At 72.4% G+C, this 24,406-nt stretch carries 26 protein-coding genes and 1 riboswitch; of the genes, 7 read left to right on the forward strand and 19 right to left on the reverse strand.

Features of this window, described 5'->3' with window-relative positions:
• Nucleotide 1: 1 nt before the first annotated feature.
• Genes V6S66_RS11550 through clpS form a run of 5 tightly spaced genes read right to left on the reverse strand, consistent with a single transcriptional unit; the run spans nt 2 to nt 2,732 of the window.
• Entirely contained in the window at nt 2-949 is a 948-nt protein-coding gene (locus V6S66_RS11550) for a PLP-dependent cysteine synthase family protein (RefSeq protein ID WP_334206888.1), read from the reverse strand.
• Entirely contained in the window at nt 946-1,272 is a 327-nt protein-coding gene (locus V6S66_RS11555) for a MoaD/ThiS family protein (protein WP_334206889.1), read from the reverse strand. Before V6S66_RS11555 ends, V6S66_RS11550 begins: the two co-directional genes overlap by 4 nt.
• Nucleotides 1,272-1,745, reverse strand: a complete 474-nt coding sequence (locus V6S66_RS11560) for a M67 family metallopeptidase (RefSeq protein WP_334206890.1) — start codon at nt 1,743-1,745, stop codon at nt 1,272-1,274. Before V6S66_RS11560 ends, V6S66_RS11555 begins: the two co-directional genes overlap by 1 nt.
• Nucleotides 1,746-1,804: 59 nt before the next feature.
• Complete coding sequence (locus V6S66_RS11565) at nt 1,805-2,392, reverse strand: DUF2017 domain-containing protein (protein WP_334206891.1); 588 nt, start codon at nt 2,390-2,392, stop codon at nt 1,805-1,807.
• Between the two features lie 22 nt (nt 2,393-2,414).
• Entirely contained in the window at nt 2,415-2,732 is a 318-nt protein-coding gene (gene clpS, locus V6S66_RS11570) for an ATP-dependent Clp protease adapter ClpS (protein ID WP_334206892.1), read from the reverse strand.
• 174 nt (nt 2,733-2,906) lie between these two features.
• Here clpS and V6S66_RS11575 point away from each other — a divergent pair, with 174 nt between their 5' ends.
• Nucleotides 2,907-4,190 (forward strand): nicotinate phosphoribosyltransferase, encoded by a 1,284-nt coding sequence (locus tag V6S66_RS11575; RefSeq protein ID WP_334206893.1) that lies wholly within the window; start codon nt 2,907-2,909, stop codon nt 4,188-4,190.
• A gap of 10 nt (nt 4,191-4,200) precedes the next feature.
• Here the strand turns inward: V6S66_RS11575 and V6S66_RS11580 are convergent, their stop codons facing one another.
• The gene (locus V6S66_RS11580; protein ID WP_334206894.1) at nt 4,201-4,542 is read right to left on the reverse strand and encodes a DUF2568 domain-containing protein; all 342 of its coding nucleotides are present in this window, start codon (nt 4,540-4,542) and stop codon (nt 4,201-4,203) included.
• 114 nt (nt 4,543-4,656) lie between these two features.
• On the opposite strand from V6S66_RS11580, the gene V6S66_RS11585 reads away from it, so the two are divergent.
• A complete protein-coding gene (locus V6S66_RS11585) occupies nt 4,657-5,229 on the forward strand; it encodes an isochorismatase family protein (protein WP_334206895.1) in 573 nt (190 codons plus the stop codon).
• Here V6S66_RS11585 and V6S66_RS11590 read toward each other — a convergent pair.
• The 3 genes from V6S66_RS11590 to V6S66_RS11600 all read right to left on the reverse strand — a co-directional run bounded on the left by V6S66_RS11590 (nt 5,213) and on the right by V6S66_RS11600 (nt 7,858).
• Nucleotides 5,213-6,118: an oxygenase MpaB family protein gene (locus tag V6S66_RS11590; RefSeq protein ID WP_334206896.1), complete on the reverse strand. Its 906-nt coding sequence runs from the start codon at nt 6,116-6,118 to the stop codon at nt 5,213-5,215. The two genes, V6S66_RS11585 and V6S66_RS11590, sit on opposite strands and share 17 nt — an antisense overlap.
• 94 nt (nt 6,119-6,212) lie before the next feature.
• Nucleotides 6,213-7,250 (reverse strand): LLM class flavin-dependent oxidoreductase, encoded by a 1,038-nt coding sequence (locus V6S66_RS11595; RefSeq protein ID WP_334206897.1) that lies wholly within the window; start codon nt 7,248-7,250, stop codon nt 6,213-6,215.
• 56 nt (nt 7,251-7,306) lie between these two features.
• Complete coding sequence (locus V6S66_RS11600; RefSeq protein ID WP_334206898.1) at nt 7,307-7,858, reverse strand: NADPH-dependent FMN reductase; 552 nt, start codon at nt 7,856-7,858, stop codon at nt 7,307-7,309.
• Between the two features lie 133 nt (nt 7,859-7,991).
• Here V6S66_RS11600 and V6S66_RS11605 point away from each other — a divergent pair, with 133 nt between their 5' ends.
• The gene (locus V6S66_RS11605; protein ID WP_334206899.1) at nt 7,992-8,597 is read left to right on the forward strand and encodes a TetR/AcrR family transcriptional regulator; all 606 of its coding nucleotides are present in this window, start codon (nt 7,992-7,994) and stop codon (nt 8,595-8,597) included.
• Nucleotides 8,598-8,681: 84 nt separating this feature from the next.
• Here V6S66_RS11605 and V6S66_RS11610 read toward each other — a convergent pair whose 3' ends face one another.
• From V6S66_RS11610 to V6S66_RS11640, 7 genes are all read right to left on the reverse strand, one after another.
• On the reverse strand, nt 8,682-9,236 hold the full coding sequence (locus V6S66_RS11610; RefSeq protein WP_334206900.1) for a thiamine phosphate synthase: 555 nt from the start codon (nt 9,234-9,236) through the stop codon (nt 8,682-8,684).
• A 29-nt stretch (nt 9,237-9,265) separates the two neighbouring features.
• Nucleotides 9,266-10,048 carry a thiazole synthase gene (locus V6S66_RS11615; RefSeq protein WP_334206901.1) on the reverse strand — a complete coding sequence of 261 codons (783 nt, stop codon included), beginning with the start codon at nt 10,046-10,048 and terminating at the stop codon, nt 9,266-9,268.
• The gene (gene thiS, locus V6S66_RS11620) at nt 10,045-10,248 is read right to left on the reverse strand and encodes a sulfur carrier protein ThiS (protein ID WP_334206902.1); all 204 of its coding nucleotides are present in this window, start codon (nt 10,246-10,248) and stop codon (nt 10,045-10,047) included. The genes V6S66_RS11615 and thiS overlap by 4 nt, the downstream gene beginning before the upstream one ends.
• Nucleotides 10,226-11,287, reverse strand: coding sequence for an FAD-dependent oxidoreductase (locus tag V6S66_RS11625; protein ID WP_334206903.1), 1,062 nt, complete (start codon nt 11,285-11,287; stop codon nt 10,226-10,228). Before V6S66_RS11625 ends, thiS begins: the two co-directional genes overlap by 23 nt.
• A riboswitch (TPP riboswitch) is annotated at nt 11,279-11,389 on the reverse strand. (Overlaps the previous gene by 9 nt.)
• Nucleotides 11,390-11,479: 90 nt before the next feature.
• A complete protein-coding gene (locus V6S66_RS11630; RefSeq protein ID WP_334206904.1) occupies nt 11,480-13,171 on the reverse strand; it encodes a DEAD/DEAH box helicase in 1,692 nt (563 codons plus the stop codon).
• Nucleotides 13,164-13,454: a DUF3039 domain-containing protein gene (locus V6S66_RS11635; RefSeq protein WP_334206905.1), complete on the reverse strand. Its 291-nt coding sequence runs from the start codon at nt 13,452-13,454 to the stop codon at nt 13,164-13,166. Before V6S66_RS11635 ends, V6S66_RS11630 begins: the two co-directional genes overlap by 8 nt.
• Before the next feature lie 53 nt (nt 13,455-13,507).
• Nucleotides 13,508-14,068, reverse strand: a complete 561-nt coding sequence (locus tag V6S66_RS11640) for a YqgE/AlgH family protein (protein ID WP_334206906.1) — start codon at nt 14,066-14,068, stop codon at nt 13,508-13,510.
• A 17-nt stretch (nt 14,069-14,085) separates the two neighbouring features.
• Here V6S66_RS11640 and V6S66_RS11645 point away from each other — a divergent pair, with 17 nt between their 5' ends.
• On the forward strand, nt 14,086-14,856 hold the full coding sequence (locus tag V6S66_RS11645) for a MerR family transcriptional regulator (protein ID WP_334206907.1): 771 nt from the start codon (nt 14,086-14,088) through the stop codon (nt 14,854-14,856).
• 101 nt (nt 14,857-14,957) lie between these two features.
• Here the strand turns inward: V6S66_RS11645 and V6S66_RS11650 are convergent, their stop codons facing one another.
• Nucleotides 14,958-15,470, reverse strand: a complete 513-nt coding sequence (locus V6S66_RS11650) for a hypothetical protein (RefSeq protein WP_334206908.1) — start codon at nt 15,468-15,470, stop codon at nt 14,958-14,960.
• Nucleotides 15,471-15,602: 132 nt separating this feature from the next.
• Between V6S66_RS11650 and V6S66_RS11655 the strand changes: the two genes are divergently transcribed.
• Nucleotides 15,603-16,256 carry a TetR/AcrR family transcriptional regulator gene (locus V6S66_RS11655; protein ID WP_334206909.1) on the forward strand — a complete coding sequence of 218 codons (654 nt, stop codon included), beginning with the start codon at nt 15,603-15,605 and terminating at the stop codon, nt 16,254-16,256.
• An 18-nt stretch (nt 16,257-16,274) separates the two neighbouring features.
• Here the strand turns inward: V6S66_RS11655 and V6S66_RS11660 are convergent, their stop codons facing one another.
• Nucleotides 16,275-17,276 carry a DUF3048 domain-containing protein gene (locus tag V6S66_RS11660; protein WP_334206910.1) on the reverse strand — a complete coding sequence of 334 codons (1,002 nt, stop codon included), beginning with the start codon at nt 17,274-17,276 and terminating at the stop codon, nt 16,275-16,277.
• Between the two features lie 233 nt (nt 17,277-17,509).
• Here V6S66_RS11660 and V6S66_RS11665 point away from each other — a divergent pair, with 233 nt between their 5' ends.
• Together V6S66_RS11665 and V6S66_RS11670 are read left to right on the forward strand one after the other, a co-directional pair.
• On the forward strand, nt 17,510-22,096 hold the full coding sequence (locus V6S66_RS11665; RefSeq protein WP_334206911.1) for an ATP-dependent helicase: 4,587 nt from the start codon (nt 17,510-17,512) through the stop codon (nt 22,094-22,096).
• On the forward strand, nt 22,083-22,871 hold the full coding sequence (locus V6S66_RS11670) for a DNA-formamidopyrimidine glycosylase family protein (RefSeq protein ID WP_334206912.1): 789 nt from the start codon (nt 22,083-22,085) through the stop codon (nt 22,869-22,871). Before V6S66_RS11665 ends, V6S66_RS11670 begins: the two co-directional genes overlap by 14 nt.
• A 3-nt stretch (nt 22,872-22,874) precedes the next feature.
• Here V6S66_RS11670 and V6S66_RS11675 read toward each other — a convergent pair whose 3' ends face one another.
• Nucleotides 22,875-24,347: a flavin-containing monooxygenase gene (locus V6S66_RS11675; RefSeq protein WP_334206913.1), complete on the reverse strand. Its 1,473-nt coding sequence runs from the start codon at nt 24,345-24,347 to the stop codon at nt 22,875-22,877.
• Between the last annotated feature and the right edge of the window lie 59 nt (nt 24,348-24,406).

Below are 24,406 nucleotides of genomic sequence, written 5' to 3' on the forward strand. Positions count from 1 at the left end.
CTCAGGCCCAGAGCTGGCCGTCGAGGGCGTCCTCGGCCTCGTCGAGCGTTCCCTCGTAGGCGCCGGTCGAGAGGTACTTCCAGCCGCCGTCGCACACGACGAACACGATGTCGGCACGCTCGCCGGCCTTGACGCTCTTGGCGGCCTGCGCCAGCGCGGCGTGGAGGATCGCCCCGGTCGAGATGCCGGCGAAGATGCCCTCGGACTCGATCAGCTCACGCACCCGCCGCACGGCGTCGCGCGGACCCACGCTGAAGCGCGCGTCGATGAGGCTCTCGTCGTACAGCTCGGGCACGAAGCCCTCGTCGAGGTTGCGCAGGCCGTACACGAGCTCGCCGTAGCGCGGCTCGGCCGCGACGATGCGCACGTCGGGCTGGTGCTCGCGGAAGAAGCGGCCCACGCCCATCAGCGTGCCCGTGGTGCCGAGACCGGCCACGAAGTGCGTGATCTCCGGCAGGTCGGCCAGCAGCTCCGGACCCGTGCCGCGGTAGTGCGCCTCGGCGTTGGCCGGATTGCCGTACTGGTAGAGCATGACCCAGTCCGGGTGCTCGGCCGCGATGCCCTTGGCGACGCGAACGGCCTCGTTGGACCCTCCCGCGGCGGGGGACGGAATGATCTCGGCCCCCCACATGCGCAGCAGCTGTCGACGCTCCTCCGAGGTGTTCTCCGGCATCACGCAGACCATGCGGTAGCCCCGCATCTTCGCGACCATCGCCATCGAGATGCCGGTGTTGCCGCTCGTGGGCTCCAGGATGGTGCACCCCGGTGTCAGACGGCCGTCGGCCTCAGCGGCCTCGATCATGGCCAGGGCCGCCCGGTCCTTGATGGAGCCCGTGGGGTTCTGGTCCTCGAGCTTGGCCCACAGCCGGACGTCGGGCGTGGGCGACAGCGTCGGCAGGCCCACCAGGGGCGTGCCGCCGACCGTCGCGGTCAGGTTCGCGAACTTCACGCCGGCAGGGGTGCCGGGCCCTGGGCGGCGAGATCGACACTGCCGCCGGCGACGGCGGGGAGGATCACGACGGTCGAGCTCTCCGAGAGCTCGGTCGCCAAGGCGCCCGTGAAGCGGATGTCCTCGTCGTCGACGTAGATGTTGACGAACCGGCGCACCGCGGGGCCGTCGGCGCCGTCCTCGACGAGACGTTCCTTGAGGCCCGGGTGCGACGACTCGAGGGCGTCGATGAGCTCGGCGACCGAGGCGCCGGAGGACTCCACCGCGCGCTCACCGCCGGTGTACGTGCGCAGGATCGTGGGGATGCGGACCTCGATGGCCATCAGGCGGACTCTCTCTTCGGGTCGGGGCTGTCGTGGGGGGCGTCGTCTGCGTAACGCTCGACGATCGTGACTTCTTCCTCGGTGACCTCGCCGTCGACGATCCGGTAGGACCGGAAGTCGACGGGGCCGGACTCGTGGGCGCCGTCGCGCGTGCTCACCAGCACGTAGTGGGCGTTCGGCTCCGAGGCCAGGTTGATGTCGGTGCGCGACGGGTAGGCCTCGGTGGCGGTGTGCGAGTGGTAGATCACGACGGGCTCCTCGTCGCGGTCGTCCATCTCCCGGTACAGGCGCAGGAGGTCGCCGGAGTCGAACTCGTAGAACGTCGGCGACATCGCGGCGTTGACCATCGGCACGTGCCGGGTCGGGCGATCGGACCCGATCGCACCGGCCACGACGCCGCACGCCTCGTCGGGGTGGTCGCGTCGAGCGTGGGCGACGATCGCGTCGCGGATCGCAGCGGTGATGGTCAGCACGCCCTCGATCCTATCGACGCCACAACATCGTTCCCGTGGTGCGTCCGAGGAGCGGTCCCTCAGTCGAGCACGCTGATCAGGGACTCCTGCACGTAGCCGAGCCAGTCGTAGACGTCGCTCATCGCGGCGACCGCGTCGTCCTCGGACCGCGCGACGAGGGAGGCGTCCTCCTCGGTCTCGATGCCGAGCCGCACGGCGATCGCGAGCCGGACGTCCGTGAGCGACTTGAGCCAGGCCTGCACGGCCTCGCTCCCGAGCTCGACCTCGACGGCCTCCTGGCCGCTGATGTCGCCCGCGTCCGGGTCGTAGCCGCCGACCACCAGCGACGACAGCACGGCCTCCGCGTGACTGACCTTCGCGGCGGTCAACGCCTGCTCGGTGTAGCGGCGGAACTCCCCGGACTCCTCGACCTCGTCGCCGGAGTAGGCGTCGGGCAGCAGGCGCCGCAGGACCGGGTCCTCCGGCGGGAGTGACGGGCCGTCGAGCCCGAGCTGGGCGGCCAGCGGGTCGGTCTCGGCGACCGACTCGCCGTGCCGGTCGCGCAGCAGCTCGATGACCTGACGGGCCAGATTGGCCAGCAGCGCCGCCTCACCGGGGTCGAACGTGGCCGTGATGCTGCCGCGACGCCGGCGCCGGAACGGCTTCATGACGGCGCCTTCGTGGACGGGGTCATGCGTCGTCCTTCTGCACGGTGGCCCAGAGGCCGTAGTCGTGCATCGCCTGGACGTGCCGCTCCATCTCCTCACGGCCACCGCTGGAGACGACCGCGCGCCCCTCCTGGTGCACCGCCATCATCAACGTGTCGGCCTTCTCCTCGGTGTAGCCGAAGTACGTGCGGAACACGTACGCCACGTAGCTCATGAGGTTGACCGGGTCGTTCCACACGATCGTGACCCAGGGTCGGTCCACCACGAGGTCGAGGCCGACATCGGTGTCGACCTCGGTGTCGGCATGCTCGACGGGAGCGGTCTTGGGCACGTCCCCCATTGTGACCCAGGGCGAGCGACTCACAAACCCGCGGGGATCGGCCTGACAGATGGACGCAGTCTGAGGGGTGCTGGTCGCTGCAGCGATGAGCCCCAGAGCACGGACGGTGCTTTCCGGCACCTGGGGCAGCCCGCATGCATCATCGTCCCCACCAATTCGTCCTACGCTGGCCGCGTGACCTCCACCGCGCTGCTGACGGACCGCTACGAGCTGACGATGCTGCAGGCGGCCCTCGCCGACGGCACGGCGCACCGGCCGAGCGTCTTCGAGCTGTTCTCCCGCCGACTCACCGGCGGACGCCGGTACGGCGTGGTCGCCGGCATCGGTCGCGCGCTCGACGCGCTCGAGCAGTTCCGGTTCGGCGACGACGAGCTCGCCTGGCTGCGCGACGCGGAGGTCGTCGACGCCCCGACCCTCGACTGGCTCGCCGACTACCGCTTCACGGGCTCGATCTGGGGCTATGCCGAGGGCGAGGTCTATCTGCCGCAGTCCCCCGTCGTCGTGGTCGAGTCGACGTTCGCCGAGGGGGTGCTGCTCGAGACGCTGCTGCTCTCGATCCTCAACCACGACTCCGCGATCGCCTCGGCCGGCGCCCGCATGGTCTCGGCGGCTGCCGGACGTCCGTGCATCGAGATGGGCTCGCGCCGCACGCACGAGCAGGCCGCCGTGGCCGCCGCTCGCGCCGCGTGCCTGGTCGGCTTCGCCGCGACGTCGAACCTCGAGGCCGGCCGCACGCACGGTGTCCCGACCACGGGCACGAGCGCCCACGCCTTCACGCTGCTGCACGACACCGAGCGCGACGCCTTCAGCGCGCAGGTCGACTCCCTCGGCACCGGAACGACCCTGCTCGTCGACACCTACGACGTGGCCGAGGCGATCCGCACCGCGGTCGAGGTCGCGGGTCCGGGTCTTGGGGCCGTCCGCATCGACTCCGGCGACCTCGTCGCGCTGGCGCACCAGGTGCGTCGCCAGCTCGACGACCTCGGCGCCACCGACACCCGCATCATCGTGACGAGCGACCTCGACGAGCACGCGATCGCCGCGCTGGCCGCTGCGCCCGTCGACGGCTACGGCGTCGGCACGTCGCTCGTCACGGGCTCCGGCGTGCCCACCTCGGGCTTCGTCTACAAGCTCGTCTCGCGGGCCGACGACACCGGCGCCATGGTGTCGGTCGCGAAGGCCAGCACGGAGAAGACCTCGGTGGGCGGCCGCAAGTTCGCGGTGCGCCGCCTCACGGGCGGCGTCGCGCGCACCGAGCTCGTGGGCGTGGGCGAACCGCCGGCGCACGACGGCGACGACCGGTCGCTGCTCGTCGAGCTGGTCCGCGCCGGCGAGCGCGTGCACCGTCCGACGTTGCAGCAGTCCACCGCGCACCACCAGTCGGCGATGGCCGAGCTGCCGCTCGTCGCGACCCAGCTCTCCCCCGGCGGCCCCGTGCTCGACACGTTGCTCGGCTGACCGCCCGTCGTCAACGGCTGAAGGGCCCCACGTAGATCAGCACCGAGCTGACGGCCGTCACGACAGCGACGGCGGCGACGACCGGCAGCGAGACCAGGGTCGCCAGAGCCGCCAGCCCGGCCACCAGGACCACCAGCCGGAATCCCACGTTCGTCGCCACCAGGTCCACGGGCGCCTGCGGCGACACGAACACCCCCCACAGAACGGCAGCGAGACCGACCACGGCCACGACGGCCAGCCCGCTGGTGACGACGTGGTTGCCCTGCCGCCACGCCCAGATCCCGAGGCTGACGAACACGACCACCTCCACGACGAAGACGACCAGGTCGTTCGCGTTCACCGACTCCCTCATGCGGACCCCTAAGTCTTCGAGAAGCTGTTTTCGAGAGCACTGCTCACGCTTGGGCTCCATGAGAGCACATCCGGGCCACAGGGCGGTGAACGACCCCGTCCCTAGACTGGAACGATGAAGGCTCCAGCATCGACAGCGTTGATCGTGGTCGACGTCCAGAACGACTTCTGCGAGGGCGGTTCGCTGGCGGTGGCCGGTGGCGCCCAGGTCGCCTCCGACGTCGCCGCGCTCGTCGAGTCCGGCGCCTACGCGACCGTCGTCGCCACCCGCGACCATCACATCGACCCGGGCAGCCACTTCTCCGAGACGCCCGACTTCGTCGACTCGTGGCCTCGGCACTGCGTCGTCGGCACGCCCGGCGCCGAGCTGCACGAGCCGCTGCGCGCCGACCACTTCGCCGCCGTGTTCCTCAAGGGTGAGTACGAGGCCGCGTACTCCGGCTTCGAGGGACGCGACTCCGGCGGCAGGCTCTTGGCCGACTGGTTGCGTGACGCCGGAGTCACGCACGTCGACGTCGTCGGCATCGCGACCGACCACTGCGTCCGGGCCACGGCGCTCGACGCCGCCCGTGAGGGCTTCGGCGTCCGCGTCATCGAGGGCCTCACGGCCGCCGTGACACCGGAGAACCTCATCCACGTGCGCCAGGAGCTCGCTGACGCCGGCGCCCGGGTCAGCCCGTCGCGCTGACCCGCTCGGCCAGCACGTCGTCGCTCGGCATCGTCTCGGGGAAGGTGCCCAGACGCGCCACGATGTGGCCGTTCGGGTAGCTCGCGACCCGCGCCAGGTCGCGCGCGTACGTCGGCTCACGTCGAGCGGGCAGGCGGGCGATCAGCCGGCCACGCAGGCGCAGGGCGGCCCGCGACGCCCAGCGCACCGGCGCCGGCGGCTTGCGGTAACCGAACGCCGCCAGCAGGTGGTCGTCCATCAGGCTCCGGGCAAAGGCGTCGACCGCGGGGGCGAGCGGCTTGGGGTAGAAGGAGATCAGCAGCTCGAGCGTGGCATCGGCGACCGCCCGCGTCTTGCGGTCCGGGGTGAAGTGCTCGGCCTCGTACGTGTCGAGGAGGCGGCTGAAGCCGGCGTAGTCGCCGGGCAGGTCCTTGATGCCCATGAGCGCGCCGATCCTGCTGTAGTACTCGACCGTCGCCTCGACCTCGTGCGGGCGGAGCGCGCGGTACCCGTAGTCGTCGACCCACCGCACCGGCATCACGACGAAGGTCGCGAGCACGTAGCGCATGTCGTCGTTGCTGATGTCGTAGCTGCCGTGCATCTGGTTCATGCGTCGCACGGACTGCCGCCCGACCTCGGAGTCGGGGCCGTGCTCGATGATCCCCTCGAGGATCAGGACGGTGTCGTCGTGCCGCCGCTGCGTGTCGGTCGTGAACTCCCCCGTGTCGAACAGCAGCCGCCCGATGCTCGGTACCGCATACGTGCGGAACAGCGCGAAGCTCAACGCCTGCTGCAGGTCCCAGGGGAACTCGTGCATCGACAGGATCTGGGTGACCCGCAGCCGGTCCTGCACGGGATCGAGCCGATCGATCTCGCGCTCCCAGTGATCGCGGCGCAGTGGCAGTCGCATCGGTGCTCCTCATCGTGACAGCGGAACTGTGACGCTAGAGCACGGACCGGCGACTTTCCACCACCTCGGACCGCTGGCGAGGGCGTCGACGCGATCAGGACGCGAGCGCCTCCGCGAGCAGCTCGATCGAGCGCACGCGCGCCGGCGCCTCGCCCGGCGCGACGCCCACGTGCTCGGAGACGATCGGGTGCAGCATGACCTCGTCGACACCGAGCTCCGTGGCCAGCTCCGTGAGGTGGGCGGCGACCGCAGCCGGGTCACCCACCCCGCCCTGGCGCAGCGATGACGCCACGAGGGGCTCGAGCTGCGGCGGCAGATCGTCGACGGGGTCCTCGACCAGGGCGAGCGGGTGCATCGGCAGCCCGCCCCGGAGTCGCGCCATGTTGACCGCGTTCGGACGCGCGAGGTCCCGCGCCTCGTCGGCCGTGGGGGCGACCGCGACGTTGGCGGTGAGGAACGTCGTGGGCCGCTCGAGCAGGTCGCTCGGCTGGAAGTTCTCGCGGTAGAACGCGAGCGCCTCGCGGGTGCCCTGACCGGAAAAATGATGCGCGAAGACGTACGGCAGGCCCTTCTCGGCCGCCAGGCGCGCGGAGTACATCGACGACCCGAGCAACCACAGGCGCGGGACGCTGGCCGCCGCGGGCGTGGCCTTGAGGACGTAGGGACCTCGACTCAGCGCCTGCGGGACCGGGACCTTGACGCCCGCAGCGCCCATCAGCGCCACGACGTCGTCGAGGTACTGCGGGAAGAGGCGGACGTCGTCGTCACCGCGGCCCGCCGCGCCGCGCAGCGCGACCGACGTGACGGGGTCCGAGCCCGGGGCGCGCCCGATGCCGAGGTCGATGCGACCCGGGTACGCGGCCTCCAGCAGCGAGAACTGCTCCGCCACCGCGAGCGGCGCGTGGTTGGGGAGCATGACGCCCCCCGAGCCCAGACGGATGCGCTCGGTGGCGGCAGCGAGCATCGCGATCAGGACCGGCGGACTCGTGGCGGCCACCGACGCCATGTTGTGGTGCTCGGCCACCCAGTAGCGCTCGAAGCCGAGCCGGTCGGCAGCACGGGCCAGGCCGGTGCTGGCACGGACGGCGTCGCCCGTGGACTGGTCGGTGCGGACGGGGACGAGATCGAGCACGGAGAGCCTCACCCTCGTCCCAACGCCGGACGAGGGTGAGACCTTCCCGGCCGCACTCAGCCGGCGACGGCGACCGGCCGGAACGCGGCGATCGCGTCGACCGCCCCCTGGAGCTTCGCGATGACCTCCTCGGTGCCGAGCACGTCGACGTCGATCGAGGTCTGCGAGACGGTGACGTCCTCGAGCGCGATGCCGCCGGCGATCGTGACCGACTTCAGCGCGTGCTCGTGCGACCACACGCCGCCGTAGGGGGTGGGGGTCACGCCGATCGCGGCGACGGGCTTGCCGGTGATGGCGCCCTGGCCGTACGGACGCGAGAGCCAGTCGATCGCGTTGTTCAGCACCGCCGGCATCGTGCCGTTGTACTCCGGGGTGACGAGCAGCAGGCCGTCGGCCTGCGCCACCGCACCGCGCACGCGCTCGGCGGCCTCGGGGGCCGAGCCGGCGTCGACGTCCTCGTTGTAGAACGGCAGCGCGTCGATGCCCTCGACGACGTCGAGGGTGACGCCATCGGGGGCGTGGTCGCGCAGGTACTCGGCGACCTTGCGGTTGACGGAGTCGGCGCGCAGGCTGCCGACGAGGACGGCGACGTGGGTGGTGTCAGACATGGGATGCTCCTGGGATCGAGTGAAGCGGACTGTGGTCCGGTTGCTAGGGTACACGTAACGGACTGCGGTCCGGTTATGGTGCTCGTCACCTTTCACCTCCCGCCCAGCGGCCCGCGACCTACAGTGAGATCCCATGAGCGACTCGCCCGTCCTCCTGCCACTCCCCCTCGCCGGGGAGCCGGTCGGTGAGCGCAGCGACGCCGCCCGAAACCGGGCTGCGCTGCTGTGCGCGGCGCAGCAGCTCGTGGCCGAGAACGGCGCCGAGGCGGTCACGATGGACGATGTCGCCGCCCGCGCCGGCGTGGGCAAGGGCACCGTCTTCCGCCGGTTCGGCAGCCGCGCGGGCCTGATGGTCGCGGTGCTCGACCAGAGCGAGGCGCACTGGCAGGCCCAGGTCATCTCCGGGCCGCCGCCACTCGGACCCGGGGCACCCCCGTGGGAGCGACTGGAAGCGTTCGGTCGCTCACGGCTCGAGACCACGATGACGCACGCCGACCTGCTTCGGGCCGCCGGTGCCGCAGGCAGCCGATCCAGCCCGGCGACCTCGTTCGTCGTGCAGCACGTGCACCACCTGCTCCTCGAGCTCGGCGTCACGGGCGACGTCCGGCTCCTGGCCACGGCGCTGATGGCCCCGCTCGAGATCGAGCTGCTCGACGCGCTGCGTACGAAGGGGATCGACGTCGAGCGCATCCTGCACGGCTGGCTCGACCTCGCCCGCCGCATCGTCGGCGGCTGCTAGCTGTACTCGGCGTGCTGCGCGGCGTCTCCCGCCAGCCGACTCACCACTGGGGCCGGAAGGCCGACTGAGGTCAGGTCACCGAGGTCAGCACGAGGCGACGCCGAGCTCATCCAGCAACGCCCTCACCACCGCCCCGGGATCGGCGGCGCGCATCACCTCACCCATCACGGCGACGCCATGGGCGCCGGCAGCGAGCGCCGATGATGCATTGTCGGGCGTGATCCCACCGAGAGCGTAGACCGGGAGCCCGTGTCCGGCGTAGGCCTGCTCGGGCAGCGGCGGACCGTAGCCCGGCTTGGAGGCAGTCGCCGCGAAGGGCGACAACGTCACCCATCCCGCTCCCCGGCCGGCCGCCGACGCGACCTCGGCGCGATCGTGGCAGGACTGCCCGAACGGCCTCGCCCCCGCAGCCGACGGGTCTTGCCCGGCGGCAAGGTGCGCACCCCATGCACCGACGAGCGCGCCGTGGGCCGTCACGACCGCGAGGCCGAGTGCGGTGAGCTCAGCCACCCAGCGGGTGCGTTGCTCCCGGTCGAGATCGAGCTCGCGGAGCACGACGTGGCTCAGACCCGCCTCGGAACAGCGCCCCAGGGTCGACACGAGGCCAGCTCCGTCCGGCAGCTGATGCCGATCGGTCATTACCAGCAACCGCGGCAGCGGCCCGGCCGTCACGGCGCCTCGATCCTGCCCGTCATCGGGGAGGACGCCCGTGCCACGACGCGCCGAGGAATCCGGCCGGCCTGATGGGCCAGGCGCCCCGCCTCCACGGCGAGTCGCAAGGCGCGGGCCATCATGACCGGGGACTCGGCCCGGGTGACTGCCGTCGCGGCGAGGACCGCATCACAGCCGAGCTCCATCGCCAGTGCCGCATCACTGGCGGTGCCGACGCCAGCGTCGAGCACGACCGGGACGTCCACGGCGGCGCAGACCGATTCGATCGCGTGTGGGTTGAGCACCCCCAGGCCCGAGCCGATGGGCGACCCCAACGGCATGACCGCCGCGCAGCCGGCATCGACCAACCGGCGGGCAATCACCGCGTCGTCGGTCGTGTACGGCAGAACTGTGAACCCGCGGCGCACGAGCTGCTCGGCGGCCTCGACCAGTCCGATTGCATCCGGCAACAAGGACACTTCGTCACCGATGACCTCGAGCTTGACCCAGTCGGTCTCGAGCGCCTCCCGACCCAACTCGGCCGTCAGCACCGCCTCTCGGACCGACAAACAACCGGCGGTGTTCGGCAACACCCGGACCCCGACGTCACGGACCTGCTCGAGCAAGCCACTGGCTCCCGAGCCCGAGGCGCGGCGCATCGACACCGTCACGAGCGCGGGTTCAGCCGCCGCGAGCACCGGGCCCACGAGCGAGACCTGCGGCAGCCCCCCGGTGCCGAGAAACAGCCGTGAGGACATCGTCTGCCCCGCGATGACGAGCGGATCGGCCGACGCGCTCATCCGCCCTGCACCGCCGTGACGACCTCGACAGCATCGCCATCCACGAGGCGGTGGCGGGACCACTCACTACGCGGCACCACCGCCGCGTTGACCGCGACTGCGACGCCGCGCGGACCCGAGTCCGTCAGGTGCGACCGCACGAGGTCGGCGACGGTCTCGGCCAGCTCGTCGAAAGGCTCACCGTTGAGCGTGAGGGGCATGGATTCCTCCTGGTTGGCGAGAAGTAAAACGTCGAGGGTCAACAGCGGCGTCGACCGCCGAACGCGGATCGTCCATCGCCTCGGCGATCAGGCGAGCGGTCAGCGGCGCGAGCAGCACACCGTGGCGGTAGTGACCGGCCGCGAGCCATTCACCGGATCGCTCCGTCGGACCGATGAGCGGCAGACCGTCGAGCGTGCCGGGCCGGTCGCGGGCCGTGGTCTCGACCAGTTCAGCGCGATCGAGCGCCGGCCACACCACCCGGGCCGCGGCCAGCAGCCGCAGGACTCCCCCGGCCGTGACGACGGGCAGACCGTCGTGCTCCTCGCTCGTCGCCCCGACCACGACCTCGGCCGGCCCCGCGGCCTCAGGTCGCCGTGGCACGAGGTAGACCGGCTCGCCGGAGACCCACCCGCGCACCGTGCGCGACGGCGGATCGTCGGTGCGCAGCCGCAGGATCTCGCCGCGCACGCCTCGAACGAGATGGCGGTGCGGTTCAGGCAGGACCGATCCCGTGGCGATCACCGTGACATCGGCACGCCAGTCGGTCGGCTCCTCCGGTTCCACTCGGACCCGTTCCAGCAGCGCGGCGCACACTTCGCGCGGGTTGACGCTGCCCTCGCCCGGCACCCAGACACCGCCGGCGACCCGATCGAGACTCGGCTCGCGTTCGACGACCTGCCGCCTCGACCACTCCTCGACCTGCACGCCGTGCCGCGCCAGCAGGTCGGCCTGGCGCCTCACCTGTTGCAGGTCGCCCGCGTCCACGCCGACCAAAAGCGTCCCGGTGTCGACCAGCGGTACGTCGAGACGCTGGGCGAGATCGGGCCACAGGGCCAAGGAGGCCAAGCCGAGCCGCAGCACGTCGTGCTCGCCGTGCCACACCTCGGCGGCCGGAGACAACATGCCGGCCGCCGCGAACGAGGCTCCACGCGCCGGCGCCGGATCGACGACCCGCACCAGGTGCCCGCGCCGCAGCAGCTCCTCGGCCACCGACAGACCGATGATGCCGGCACCTCGGACCGTGACGCGCATTGACATGAATCACACTTCCTTCGCCGGCATGACCCGGATCAGGTGTGACGGTCGGAGCGGATTCAGCTCCCTCTCAGCCCGATGCCTCGGACTCCCGCGGGGACCTCGCCACGCTAGCACCAGCCCTACGGCCCTGATGTGGGCACTGGACGCTCGAACCGCGGCCGAGACGGCGACCCGCTGCCGCTGAAACCGGCCCTACCTCGAAGCGCGCATGGCCCAGGTGCGGACGAGGTCGATGCGCTGCTGGAGGACCTCGACCGAGGCGGACGCGGCCGGCGGGCCTCCCGTGGAGTCGCGTAGACGCGTGTGGGTGACCCCGTGCGGCGCTCCCGTGCGGTGGTGCCACGCACCCACCAGGCCGTTGAGCTCGCGGCGCAGCTCACTGCGTCGCTCGTGCAGCACGGTCTCCTCCGAGACGCGGTCGACCTTCGGCTGCGCGGCCTTGGAACGCCGGCTCTGACGCAGCAGCTCGGCGACCTGGTCGGGCTCGAGCAGACCGGGGATGCCCAGCAGGTCGAGCTCCTCGCCGTCCTCGACCAGGCCGTCGTAGCCGAACTCGCCGCCGTCGTAGAGCACCTTGTCGAACGAGGCCTGGCTGCCGAGGGCCTGGTACTGGTTCTGCAGTTCCGCCGACCCCGCCTTGGCCTCCTGCGCTGCGGCGAGCAGCTCGGCCTCGGCGGCGAACAGGTCGTCCTCGTCCTTGATCGGCCGGCCGATGACGTGGTCGCGCATCCGCTCGAGGTCGCTGGCGTGCCCCAGGAGACCGGCGACGCTGGGCAGGAAGATCGTGGCGGTCTCGCCCCGGCGGCGGGCCCGCACGAAGCGACCGACGGCCTGCGCGAAGAACAGCGGCGTGGACGTGGTGGTGGCGTAGACCCCGACCGACAGCCGCGGGATGTCGACGCCCTCGCTGACCATGCGCACCGCGACCATCCACGGCTCCATGCCGGCGGAGAACTCGGCGATGCGCTGGCTCGAGCCCGCCTCGTCGCTCAGCACCACGACGGGCTCGACGCCCGTGACCTCGGCCAGGATCGCGGCGTAGGCGCGGGCCGAGGTCTGGTCGGAGGCGATCACGAGGCCACCGGCGTCGGGCACGTCGCGACGCACCTCGGTGAGCCGGCGGTGGGCCGCCGTGAGGACCGCCGGGATCCAGGAGCCCTTCGGATCGAGCGCGGTGCGCAGCGCCTGGGCGTTGCCGTCGCGGCCCAGCGGCTCGCCGAGGCGGGCCTGGATCTCGTCGCCCGCGCGGGTGCGCCAGTGGAGGTCGCCCGAGTAGGCCATGAACAGGACGGGCCGCACCACGCCGTCACGCAGCGCGTTGCCGTAGCCGTAGCTGTGGTCCGCGACGCTCACGAGGGTGCCGTCGTCGGCCGGGGCGTACTGCACGAAGGGGATGAAGCTGTCGTCGGAGCGGAACGGGGTGCCCGTGAGGCACAGCCGGCGCGCCGCCGGCTCGCACGCCTCGCGCACCGCGTCGCCCCACGTGAACGCGTCGCCCGCGTGGTGGACCTCGTCGAGGATCACGAAGGTGCGCCGGTGCTCGATGCGCACGCGGTAGGCCGTGGGGTTGGTGGCGATGCCCGCGTACGTGACCGCGAAGCCCGTGAAGTCCGAGCCGAGCACCCCGCCGCCGGCCATCGTGGGGTCGAGCGCGATGCCGACGCCCGCCGCCGCCTGGGCCCACTGCACCTTGAGGTGCTCGGTGGGCGCGACCACGACGACCCGGTCGACGACGCCCCGCGAGAGCAGGTCGGCCGCGAGGGTCAGCGCGAACGTGGTCTTGCCGGCACCGGGCGTGGCGACCGCCATGAAGTCACGCGGCTGACGCCGGGTGTACTCCTCGAAGGCGGCGCGCTGCCAGGCCCGTAACCGGGTGCTACTCACCCGAGCCGGAGGAGCCGGAACCGGACCCCTCGCCGTCGTCGCCGCCGCCTTGCATGGAGTTCCAGATGTCCTTGCACTCCGGGCACACCGGGAATCGCTGCGGGTCGCGGCTCGGCACCCAGACCTTGCCGCACAGGGCCACGACCGGCGTGCCCATCACCATGGCCTCGGTCAGGACGTCCTTGGGGACGTAGTGACTGAAGCGCTCGTGGTCACCGTCCTCGGTGCGCAGGTCAGTGCGCTCGTCGAGGACGGTCTGCGTTCCGCGGCCGAAGAATCCCACGCCGACATCGTACGCGGCCCCGGTGACGTCGTGGGCCAGGACGCGAGCCCGTGTCAGTTGTCGCTGGGATCGTCCGGGAGCGTGGTCCAGTACCGCAGGTCGCCGGGCTGTCGGCGCACGACGTCACGCCACAGCGACTCCGGGTGGCGGCTGATCAGGTCGCCCGGCTCGCCGTCGAGCACGAGCCAGGCCCCTTCCTCGACCTCGTCCTCGAGCTGTCCCGGCGACCAGCCGGCGTACCCCGCGAAGACGCGGAGCCCCGCGAGGTGCTGCGGTGCGGGTGGGGCACCGTCGAGGTCGACCAGACCGACGCGTCCGGCCATGGGCTGCCAGCCCGGGGGCGGGCCGTCCGCCGGCGCGGGATCGGCGAGCACCCCGACCGCGAGTGCACCGTCGGCCTCGACCGGGCCGCCCTGGAAGAGCAACGTCGGGGAGGTCACCGACGACGTCCACCCGGGCAGCACGCGGTGCACCTCGGAGTCGAGGGGCCGGTTCACGATGACGCCGAGCGCACCGTGGGCGTCGTGGTCGAGCAGGAACACGACACTGCGCGCGAACACCCCGTCCTCGATGGCCGGGGTGGCGACGAGAAGACGACCCCGCCATGCACCCATGCCTCTATGATGCCCGCATGGCTGACCCCGCGTCCGGAACCGGCGCCGACGGCGATGACGAGTTCCTGATCGACGGCCTGGCGGCCCACGTCGGCATGACGGTCCGGAACGTCCGGGCGTACGCCGGTCGCGGCATCCTCCCCCCGCCCCGTCTCGAGGGACGCACCGGCTACTACGGCCGTGAGCACGTGCAGCGGCTGCAGCTCGTGCGCGAGCTCCTGGACCGCGGGTTCACGCTGCAGGCCATCGAGTCGAGCATCCGCGACGCGCGTCCGGCGGTCGCGGGACACACGCTCGATCTCCTGCGCATCCTCGACGAGCCGCACGACGTCGAGCCCGAGATCATGTCCCGCGACGGCCTGGCCGCCCTCGCCGGGGTCGATCGCGACGCCCAGCTCATCGACGACCTCGCGACGCTCGGGCTCGTGCGCTGGCTCGACGACGACAACGTCGAGCTCCTGCAGCCGCAGATCGTGCGGATCGGCGCCACCGTGGTCAACCTGGGGTTGGACCCCGGGACCGTCATCAAGCTGTACCCGCTCATGCGCCAGCACCTGCGCACGATCGCCGACGCCTTCGTGGCGTCGGTGTCGGCCGAGATCATCGACCCGTTCCTCGAGGCGGGCCTGCCCGAGTCGGACTGGGACCACATCCTGGCGCTGACCGAGAGCCTCCTGCCCACGGCCAGCCAGGTCACGGTCGCGATCCTGCGCGAGCAGCTCGGTGTCGCGATCGACGAGGAGCTCTCCGTCAAGCTCGAGATGCTCCGCGCAGCCACCGAGCGCTAGCCACACCTGCCGGACGCCCCGCCGTGCCCGGAGGGAGTCAGGGGCACGACGGGGGTCACGCTTCCCGCGCGGCCGAGGGAGAGCGGCGCGCGGGGGTCTTGTCAGGCGGCGAGCGCGTTGCGCAGCCGCGTCAGGAGGCTCGGCGACGGCTCGACCGTGGCCGCAATCTCGGGCAGCACCGCGACGACGCGAGCCGAGTCGGCGATCTCACGGCCTCGCTCGCCGAGCGAGGGGGACATCGCCGGGACGCCCGCGGCGCGGGCCAGCAGCGTGTTCTCCTTCGCGACCGCCTTGGCGAGCACGGGCGTGCCGCGGTGACGGTCGAGCAGGCGCCGAGCGCCGGGCAGGACGGCAGCGGTGTCGACCCAGGCGTTGACGACGCCGATCTCCGGCGTGTCGTCACCCTCGCCGACGAGCTGGTCGAGACGGGCACTCAGGGCGGACGCCCAGCGCAGCTGCACGTCGAGCAGGAGCAGGTGGTCGTCGGGGTACACGTCGCGGGAGCCGGGAACGGCGTCCAGCGCGGCGTCGAGCGTCACTCTCGCGTCCGCGTCGGCGATCGCCAGCACGTCGGTCACGATGGTCTTGCGACGATGGTAGGCATCCCAGGTCATGGTCGCGATCCTTCCGTCGGGGGGAACGTACTCAGAGTACGTACTTCGAGTATGGCGCATTTGCGCAGGTCAGGCCCTATCAGGACCATGTGATCCCCCACACCTGAGGAACGCCCCTCTAGGATGTGAGGCATGACTCATCCGGCGAAGGTCCTTCGCGCCGCCCGCAAGGCCACCGGCACGTCGTCGGGGCGCGGGTACTCGTCGGGCACCAAGCGGGCCCTCGTGCAGAGCGCGACCCGCCTGTTCGCCGACCACGGCTACGCCGGCACCTCGCTCGACGAGGTCGTCGCGGCGTCCCGCGTCACCAAGGGCGCGTTCTACCACCACTTCCCGAGCAAGCTCGCGTTGTTCGACGCCGTCTTCACCGAGCTGCAGGAGTCGGCGATCCGCAGCATCCGCGCCGCCTTCGACGCCGAGAACGACCCGTGGGAGCAGGCCCGGGCCGGACTGCGGGCCTACCTCGACGTCAGCCGCGAGACCGAGTACCGCCGCATCTGCATGCAGGAGGCTCCGGTCGCCCTGGGTCAGGAGGCGTTCGCCGAGTCCGAGCGGGCCGCGTCGCTGGGCTTCGTGCACGACGCCGTCAACCGCCTCGTCGACGACATCGGGGAGGTCGCGGTCGATCGCGAGGCGCTCGCCGCGGTGTTCTACGGAGCCATCCGCTCCTCGGCCGAGTTCGTCGCCGAGTCCAGCGACCCCGACCTGGCCAGTGCGCGGGTCGCCGAGTCGATCGACGTCATCCTGACCGGCCTGCGCACGCTGGGCCAGCTCGTCGCCGACTGACCCGGTCGCCTGCTGCGGCTACTGGAAGGTCGCCGAGCCCCGGTCCTGCGAGACCAGCTCGAGCCAGGTCTTGCCCGCCGGGATCGTGACCGGCTCACCCGCCGCGTCGGTGAAGGAGAGCGTGCTGCCGAGCGACTCCTTCGACCAGGTCACGTCGATCGCCTGCCCGCCGATCACGACGACGCCGGCGCCGCTGCCCTGGAAGATCGTCTCGGGCACGGGGTTGCCGGCCGGGTCGCGGTACCCGGCATCGCGCTCGGGCGCGAACACCACGACGAGGTTGTTCGCCACGAACTCCTCGCCCGGGGCGGCGAAGCCGTTGGTGCGCGTCCACCCGCCGTCGGCGAAGCCGAACGTCGTGGTGTGGCTGCGGGAGAAGACGACCGTGCCCGACGTGACCGGGCGCGCTCCCGCCGAGGCCGGCTGCTCCTCGCCCACCGGGGTGAACTGGAAGTAGGGCCCGGGAATCTCGGTGGCCGCGGCCTGCGACGCGAGCGAGGCGAGGTCGACCAGGCGGTTGTAGGGGCGCTTCTTCGCGGAGTCGGTGCTGAACCCGGGCGCGTTGTTGTCCTCGGTGTAGGTCGTCAGGCCCGCCGCACCGACCGCGTCGTACGCGGGTCCAGCGCCACCGGAGGCCACGACGTGGGCCCCGACCGGCGCTGCGATGCCCGCGTCGGTGCCGCGCAGGGAGCGGACGTGGCCGATCTTGTCCGGCAGCGTCGTGTGGTAGAACGCCGCGAGCCGGGTGATGCCACCCTCGACCATCTCCTCGACGACCAGGTCGGCCTGGTTCACGCCGTACTGGGGGGCGCCCGACTTGCTGTTCTCGACCTTGACCACGAAGACCGGGTTGACGGGGGGCTCTCCCCCGAACTCCATCCCCGTCAGGGGCGAGACCTGCACGACCGTCTGGCTCTCGCCCGTGGTCGACTCCTGGTCGTCCGAGCCCGAGTCACCGCCGCTGCAGGCTGCGGCCACCAGGAGCAGGGACGTTGCGACGGCGATCAGACGGAACCTCATGCCGGTCAGCATGCCCGACGGGCCCACGGATCCGGTGGGGACACGCGGACCCTCCCCGCCAGGGGGCGGTGAGTGGTCCACCGAGGGCGGTGGCTCAGCCACCGTATGAGCGCTCATACGGTGGAGAACTCACCGCCCACCCCGGCGTGGTCCTCATTCGGTGGCTGACTCACCGCCCCCTCCGGCAGACCCGTCCGCCGTGCGGTGTCGGTGGTCGCTGCGACGATGTCAGGGTGCCCGACCCGCTCGACCGATTCGCGCCGGCCACCCGTGCGTGGTTCGGCGAGAGCCTTGGCGAGCCCACAGCCGCTCAGGCGGCCGCCTGGTCCGCGCCCGACGACCGGCACCTGCTGGTCGTGGCGCCCACCGGCTCGGGCAAGACCCTCGCCGCGTTCCTCAGCGCGATCGACGGCCTGCTGCACCGCGAGCCCCGCGCACCCGACGCGCCTGCGCGCGGCACCTCGGTGCTCTACGTCTCGCCGCTCAAGGCCCTGGCCGTCGACGTCGAGCGCAACCTCCGCTCGCCCCTGGTCGGCATCTCCCGCACCGCGGCCCGCGAAGGCGAGTCCGTCGTCGACGTCAGCGTCGGCATCCGCTCCGGCGACACCCCGCAGCAGGAACGCCGGCGGCTGGCCACCCACCCGCCCGACGTGCTCATCACCACGCCCGAGTCGCTGTTCCTCGTGCTCACGTCCGCGGCCCGCGAGTCGCTGCGCGACGTGCACACCGTCATCGTCGACGAGGTCCACGCCGTCGCGGGCACCAAGCGCGGCGCGCACCTGGCCCTCAGCCTCGAGCGCCTCGACGCCCTGCTCGAACGGCCTGCGCGGCGCGTCGGCCTGAGCGCCACGGTCCGTCCCGCCGAGGAGGTCGCCCGCTTCCTGGGGGGTGGCCGCCCCGTCGAGACGGTCGCGCCGCCCTCGCCGCGCCACCTCGCGCTCGAGGTCCGGGTGCCGGTCGAGGACCTCACCGACATCCCCGCGATCGACGAGGACAGCCCGGCGGGCACCATCTGGCCCCACGTCGAGCGTCAGGTGCTCGACCTCGTCCTGGCCCACCGGTCCACCCTCGTGTTCGTCAACTCCCGCGGGCTCGCCGAGCGGCTCACGTCCCGACTCAACGAGGCCTGGGCCGACCGCCAGGGCCACGCGCGCGACCCCGCGGTCGACTCCCGGGCCCCGGCCCAGGTCTCGGGCGGCAGCAACCAGTCCAAGGGCGTCGCCGACGGCACCGACGACCTGGTCGCACGCGCCCACCACGGCTCGGTCAGCAAGGAGCAGCGCGCGCTGATCGAGGACGACCTCAAGACGGGGCGCCTGCCGTGCGTCGTCGCCACGTCCAGCCTCGAGCTCGGCATCGACATGGGTGCGGTCGACCTCGTCGTCCAGGTCGGCTCCCCGCCCACCGTGGCATCGGGCCTGCAGCGGGTCGGCCGCGCGGGCCACCAGGTCGGCGCGCTCTCCCGCGGCGTCATGTTCCCCACCTCGCGCACCGACCTGCTGGGGTCCTCCGTCACGGCCGAGCGCATGATGGCCGGCGCGATCGAGGCCCTCCGCGTCCCCACCAACCCCCTCGACGTCCTCGCCCAGCAGACCGTCGCCGCGTGCGCCCTCGACCCGATCGACGTCGAGGACTGGTTCTCCACGGTCCGCCGCTCGGCCCCGTTCGCCACGCTGCCGCGGCGCGTCTACGAGGCGGTGCTCGACCTGGTCTCCGGCCGCTACCCGTCGGAGGACTTCGCCGAGCTGCGGCCCCGGGTCGTGTGGGACCGCGACGCCGGCACGCTGACCGGGCGGCCCGGCGCCCAGCGACTCGCCGTGACCAACGGCGGCACGATCCCCGACCGCGGCATGTTCTCCGTGGTCCTGCCCGTCGACGAGGAGTCCACGTCCAGCCGGCCGGCGCCACGACGGGTCGGTGAGCTCGACGAGGAGATGGTCTACGAGACCCGCCTCCAGGACGTCATCTCGCTGGGCGCCACGAGCTGGCGCGTGCAGGAGATCACGCACGACCGCGTCATCGTGGTGCCGGCGCCCGGGCTGCCCGCACGGCTGCCGTTCTGGAAGGGCGACGCCGCAGGACGATCCGCCGAGCTCGGCGAGGCCATCGGCGCGGCGGTCCGCGAGCGCCGCACCACCTCCCCGTCCCCTGAGGTGCGAGGAGGAACGACGAGCCTCGAAGGGTCAGCAGACGATCCGCCCGGCTCCCTGCTCGACGACCGCGCCACCACCAACCTCGACGCCTACCTGGCCGAGCAGCGGGCCGCCACGGGCGTCGTGCCCACCGACCGCACGCTGGTCGTCGAGTCCTTCCGCGACGAGCTGGGCGACTGGCGGGTCGTGCTCCACTCGCCCTACGGCCGGCGGGTGCACGCACCGTGGGCCCTGGCCGTCGCCGCCCGCATCCGCGAGCGCTTCGACCTCGACGGCGCCGTGGTGGCGTCCGACGACGGCATCGTGGCGCGCCTGCCCGACCTCGACGGCGACGCCGCGCCGGCCCTGGCCGAGCTGTTCGCCTTCGACCCCGACGAGCTGGAGCGCATCGTCACCACCGAGGTCGGCGGCTCGGCGCTGTTCGCCGCCCGCTTCCGCGAGTGTGCCGCCCGTGCCCTGCTGCTGCCACGGCGCAACCCCGGAGCACGTGCTCCGCTGTGGCAGCAGCGCCAGCGCGGCTCCCAGCTGCTCGAGGTGGCCCGCCGCCACCCGGAGTTCCCGATCCTGCTCGAGACGGCCCGCGAGTGCCTGCAGGACGTCTACGACCTTCCCGCCCTCACCCGCCTGATGCGGGGCATCGACGACCGCACGGTCGCGGTCGTGGAGGTCACGACCGACAAGGCCTCACCGTTCGCCCAGAACCTGGTGTTCGGGTACGTCGCCGCGTTCCTCTACGAGGGCGACGCACCGCTGGCCGAACGTCGCGCAGCCGCCCTGTCCCTCGACTCCGGACTCCTGGCCGAGCTCCTCGGCCGCGCCGAGCTGCGCGACCTCCTCGACCCGGAGGTCGTGCGCGACGTCGAGGCCGAGCTGCAGCGCACCGCGGCCGACTTCCGGGCACGCAACGCCGAGCAGGTGGCCGATCTCGTGCGCCGCCTCGGACCGATCCCGGCGTCGGAGGTCCGCGAGCGCATGGTCGAGCCCGACGAGGCCGATGCGTGGCTCGCCGGGCTGCAGGACGCGCGGCGTCTCCTCGAGGTCAACGTGGGCGGCCAACCCATGTGGGCGACCGTCGAGGACGCGGGGCGCCTCCGCGACGCGCTCGGGGTGTCGCTCCCGCTGGGCGTCCCGGCCGCCCACCTGGAGTCACCCGCCGACGCCCTCGGCGACCTCGTCTCGCGGCACGCCCGCACGCACGGGCCGTTCTCCGCCTCCGAGCTCGCTCGCCGCTGGGGCCTCGGCGTCGGGCCGGTGCGCGACGTCCTGCGCCGGCTCGCCGCCGACGGCCGCCTCGTCGAGGGCGAGTTCCGTACCGACGCCGACTCCAGCACCCAGGCCCACGACCGGACCGAGTGGGTCGACGCCGAGGTCTTGCGCCGCCTCCGCCGGCGCAGCCTGGCCGCCGCCCGGCGTCAGGTCGAGCCGGTCGACACCAGCACGCTCGTGCGGTTCCTGCCGGGGTGGCACGCGCTCGACCGCCGCCGCCGCGGCGAGACGGGCCTGCTCGACACGATCGACCAGCTCGCCGGCGTCGCCCTCCCGGCCAGCGCCTGGGAGTCGGTCGTGCTGCCCGCCCGCGTCGGTGACTACTCCCCCGCGATGCTCGACGCCCTGCTCGCCGAGGGCGAGGTCGTGTGGGTCGGTGCGGGCACGCTCGGCCGGTCCGACGGCTGGCTCCGGCTGCTCCCCGCCGATCTCGCCGGGCTCCAGGACCCGGTCGAGATCGAGCTCACCAGTCTCCACACCGAGGTCCTCGGCCAGCTCCGCGCCGGCGGGGCCTTCCGGTTCACCGAGCTCGTGCCCGGCCTCGACGACCCGGAGTCCCGCGCCGCCGACGTCGTCTGGGACCTCGCCTGGGCCGGCCTGGTCTCGAACGACTCCTTCGCCCCGGTGCGGTCGCGTGCCGGGGTCCGCACCACCCGGAGCTCTCGGCCCACCAGCCGGCCCCGGCGGCTCAACGCGCGCGCCCTGCGTCCCGCCGCGCCGCCGGCGCTCGCGGGCCGCTGGTTCGCCCTCCCCGACGACCCGGTCGATCCCACACGACGTGCCGTGACCCGTGCCGAGGTGCTCGTGGCGAGGCACGGCGTGCTCACGCGCGGGGCGGTCATGGCCGAGCAGGTGCCGGGTGGGTTCGCCGACGTCTACCGCGTGCTGCGCGAGGCCGAGGACCGCGGCGCCGTGCTCCGCGGCATGTTCGTCGAGGGCCTGGGCGCGGCGCAGTTCGCCGCCACGTCCACGATCGACGTCCTGCGCTCCCACGTGCGCGAGAGCGATGACGAGTCCACCGGGGCCGCGTACGCCCTGGCCTCCACCGACCCCGCCCAACCGTTCGGCGCGGCCCTGGGATGGCCCGACACGCTCGCCGCGGCCGACAGCACGCACCGCCCCTCGCGCCGGGCCGGCTCGCTCGTGCTGCTGCACGACGGCGCCCTCGTCGCCTACGTCGAGCGCGGCGCACGGCGGATCCTCACGTTCACCGACGACCCCGCCCATCTCGTGGCCGCCGCGGCCGCCCTGGCCGATCTCGGGCGCACGGGTCGCGTCGGGCGGCTCCGCGTCGAGACGGTCGACGACCGCACCGTCGGCGGCACCGCTCTCGGCGAGGCCATGGCCGCTGCAGGCTTCCGCGCCCACCCGAAGGGACTCCAGCTCGATGCCCGAAGGTGACACCGTCTTCCGCGCCGCCGCGAAGCTGCACGAGGGTCTGTCAGGCGGGGTCCTGACCGTCTCCGACTTCCGGGTGCCCCAGCACGCCACCGCCGACCTCACGGGCCTGGTGGTCGACGAGACGGTCAGCCGCGGCAAGCACCTGCTCACCCGCGTGGGCCCGTGGACCATCCACACGCACCTGAAGATGGAGGGGGTGTGGCACGTCCACCCCCACGGCACCGGGTGGCGGCGTCCGGCCCACTCGGCCCGCCTCGTGCTCGAGACCGCAGATCGCCAGGCCGTGGGGTTCTGGCTGGGCATGGTCGACCTCGTGCCGCGCGACGCCGAGGACACCGTGGTCGGCCACCTCGGGCCCGATCTGCTGGGTTCCGACTGGGACCTCGATGAAGCTCTCGCGCGCCTGGCCACGCGCCCGGACAGCCAGGTGTTCACGGCCCTGCTCGACCAGCGCAACCTCGCCGGCTTCGGCACCGAGTACGTCAACGAGATGCTGTTCGTGCTCGGGATCCATCCCACCACCGCGGTCGCCGACGTGCCCGACCTGCGCCGGCTCGTCTCGCGAGGTCAGCAGATGATCCGGGTCAACTCCACGCGCTGGGAGCGCTCCTTCACCGGCAGCACGCGCCGCGGCCAGGAGCGATGGGTGTTCCACCGCGAGCGCAAGCCCTGCCGGCGGTGCGGCACCCGCATCCGCGACACCGACCTCGGCGACGTGCCCACGCAGGAGCGCAACGCGTTCTGGTGCCCGCACTGCCAGCCGGCGCGGGGCTGACGCTCAGACGGCGGTCGGTGCCTTCGCCGGGGCGACGTCCCAGATCATGGCCTCGTCCAGGTCGGTGCGGCGGTGATCGATCGAGTCGAGCCACCAGTTCTGGCGGATCGTCCACGGGCGGGTCGATCCCTGCTGCGGCATCTGCTGGGCGACGCGCTGGACGTAGCCCGAGGTCAGGTCGAGCAGCGGACGCTCCTCGCCACCCGGACCGTCCGGGTGCGGGGCTCCGAACCGGCGCCCCGTGGCGCGCAGGTGCTCGACGAACCGCGCGACGTACTGCGAGGTCAGGTCGGCCCGCAGGGTCCACGAGGCGTTGGTGTACCCGACGCACCACGCCAGGTTCGGCACGCCACTGAACATCAGGCCCTTGTACGTGTACAGGTCGTGGGCGTCCAGCACCTGACCGTCGACCTCGACCTCGGCCGTGCCGAAGTTGACGAGCTGCAGGCCGGTGGCCGTCACGACGACGTCGGCCTCCAGGCGGCGCCCGTCCGTCAGCTCGATCCCGTCGGGCGTGAAGCCGGCGATGTGCCCCGTGACGATGTCGGCCTGGCCGCGGCGCAGCACACGGAACAGGTCGCCGTTCGGCACGACGCACAGGCGCTGGTCCCAGGGGTCGTAGCTGGGGTTGAGGTGCGTGTCGACATCGAAGCCCTCCGGAACCGCGCGCCGAGCGCGGGTCAGCAGGATCCGGCGGGCGAGCCGCGGGAAGCGCTGGCAGAACTCGTAGAAGCCCACCGCGATCGAGGCGTTGCGGAACCGGTTCAAGCGGTGCGCGAGACCGGCGGGCAGCAGCTTCTGGGTCACCCCGGCCAGCGGGTCGACCTGCGGCAGGCTCGTGATGAACGTGGGCGAGCGCTGCAGCATCGTCACGTGGGCCGTCTGGTCGGCCAGCGACGGCAGCAGGGTGACCGCGGTGGCGCCGGAGCCGATCACCACGACGCGCTTGCCGCTGACGTCGAGGTCCTCGGGCCAGAACTGCGGGTGGACCACGGTGCCGTCGAACGACTCCAGACCGGGGAACTCCGGGGTGTACCCGGTGTCGTAGGAGTAGTAGCCGCTGCAGAAGTAGACGAAGGACGCCGTCACGGTCGTCTCATCGCCCGCCGTCGTCGCCGTGACGGTCCAGCGTGCGTCGTCGCTGGACCAGCTGACCCGGCTGACGCGGTGGCCGAACCGGATGTGCGGCACCACCCCGTCGGCCTCGGCCGTGTCCTCGATGTACTGGCGGATCTCGGCACCGTCGGCGATCGAGTTGCGGTTGGTCCAGGGCCGGAACGGGTAGCTCAGCGTGTACATGTCGCTGTCGGAACGGATGCCGGGGTAGCGGAACAGGTCCCACGTGCCGCCGACGCGGTCCCGCGCCTCCAGGATCGTGAAGGTCGAGGTCGGCGAGATCTCGCGCAGCCGGTGAGCGGCCCCGATGCCGGAGAGACCGGCTCCGACGATCAGGACGTCGACGTGGTCGGTACTCATGAGCGGCTCCCGTGGTGATGTGACACTGCGGATGTCACCATACCGATGGTACGTCGGAG

It is taken from the genome of Aeromicrobium sp. Sec7.5, assembly GCF_036867135.1.
GTDB lineage: Bacteria > Actinomycetota > Actinomycetes > Propionibacteriales > Nocardioidaceae > Aeromicrobium.

Excerpts from the sequence above, each read along its gene's own strand:
- V6S66_RS11555 (WP_334206889.1), bottom strand. The coding sequence starts at position 1,272 with ATGGCCATCGAGGTCCGCATCCCCACGATCCTGCGCACGTACACCGGC.
- V6S66_RS11565 (WP_334206891.1), bottom strand. The coding sequence starts at position 2,392 with ATGAAGCCGTTCCGGCGCCGGCGTCGCGGCAGCATCACGGCCACGTTC.
- clpS (WP_334206892.1), bottom strand. The coding sequence starts at position 2,732 with ATGGGGGACGTGCCCAAGACCGCTCCCGTCGAGCATGCCGACACCGAG.
- V6S66_RS11580 (WP_334206894.1), bottom strand. The coding sequence starts at position 4,542 with ATGAGGGAGTCGGTGAACGCGAACGACCTGGTCGTCTTCGTCGTGGAG.
- V6S66_RS11585 (WP_334206895.1), top strand. The coding sequence starts at position 4,657 with ATGAAGGCTCCAGCATCGACAGCGTTGATCGTGGTCGACGTCCAGAAC.
- V6S66_RS11590 (WP_334206896.1), bottom strand. The coding sequence starts at position 6,118 with ATGCGACTGCCACTGCGCCGCGATCACTGGGAGCGCGAGATCGATCGG.
- V6S66_RS11600 (WP_334206898.1), bottom strand. The coding sequence starts at position 7,858 with ATGTCTGACACCACCCACGTCGCCGTCCTCGTCGGCAGCCTGCGCGCC.
- V6S66_RS11605 (WP_334206899.1), top strand. The coding sequence starts at position 7,992 with ATGAGCGACTCGCCCGTCCTCCTGCCACTCCCCCTCGCCGGGGAGCCG.
- V6S66_RS11610 (WP_334206900.1), bottom strand. The coding sequence starts at position 9,236 with ATGACCGATCGGCATCAGCTGCCGGACGGAGCTGGCCTCGTGTCGACC.
- V6S66_RS11615 (WP_334206901.1), bottom strand. The coding sequence starts at position 10,048 with ATGAGCGCGTCGGCCGATCCGCTCGTCATCGCGGGGCAGACGATGTCC.
- thiS (WP_334206902.1), bottom strand. The coding sequence starts at position 10,248 with ATGCCCCTCACGCTCAACGGTGAGCCTTTCGACGAGCTGGCCGAGACC.
- V6S66_RS11625 (WP_334206903.1), bottom strand. The coding sequence starts at position 11,287 with ATGTCAATGCGCGTCACGGTCCGAGGTGCCGGCATCATCGGTCTGTCG.
- V6S66_RS11640 (WP_334206906.1), bottom strand. The coding sequence starts at position 14,068 with ATGGGTGCATGGCGGGGTCGTCTTCTCGTCGCCACCCCGGCCATCGAG.
- V6S66_RS11645 (WP_334206907.1), top strand. The coding sequence starts at position 14,086 with ATGGCTGACCCCGCGTCCGGAACCGGCGCCGACGGCGATGACGAGTTC.
- V6S66_RS11650 (WP_334206908.1), bottom strand. The coding sequence starts at position 15,470 with ATGACCTGGGATGCCTACCATCGTCGCAAGACCATCGTGACCGACGTG.
- V6S66_RS11655 (WP_334206909.1), top strand. The coding sequence starts at position 15,603 with ATGACTCATCCGGCGAAGGTCCTTCGCGCCGCCCGCAAGGCCACCGGC.
- V6S66_RS11660 (WP_334206910.1), bottom strand. The coding sequence starts at position 17,276 with ATGAGGTTCCGTCTGATCGCCGTCGCAACGTCCCTGCTCCTGGTGGCC.
- V6S66_RS11670 (WP_334206912.1), top strand. The coding sequence starts at position 22,083 with ATGCCCGAAGGTGACACCGTCTTCCGCGCCGCCGCGAAGCTGCACGAG.
- V6S66_RS11675 (WP_334206913.1), bottom strand. The coding sequence starts at position 24,347 with ATGAGTACCGACCACGTCGACGTCCTGATCGTCGGAGCCGGTCTCTCC.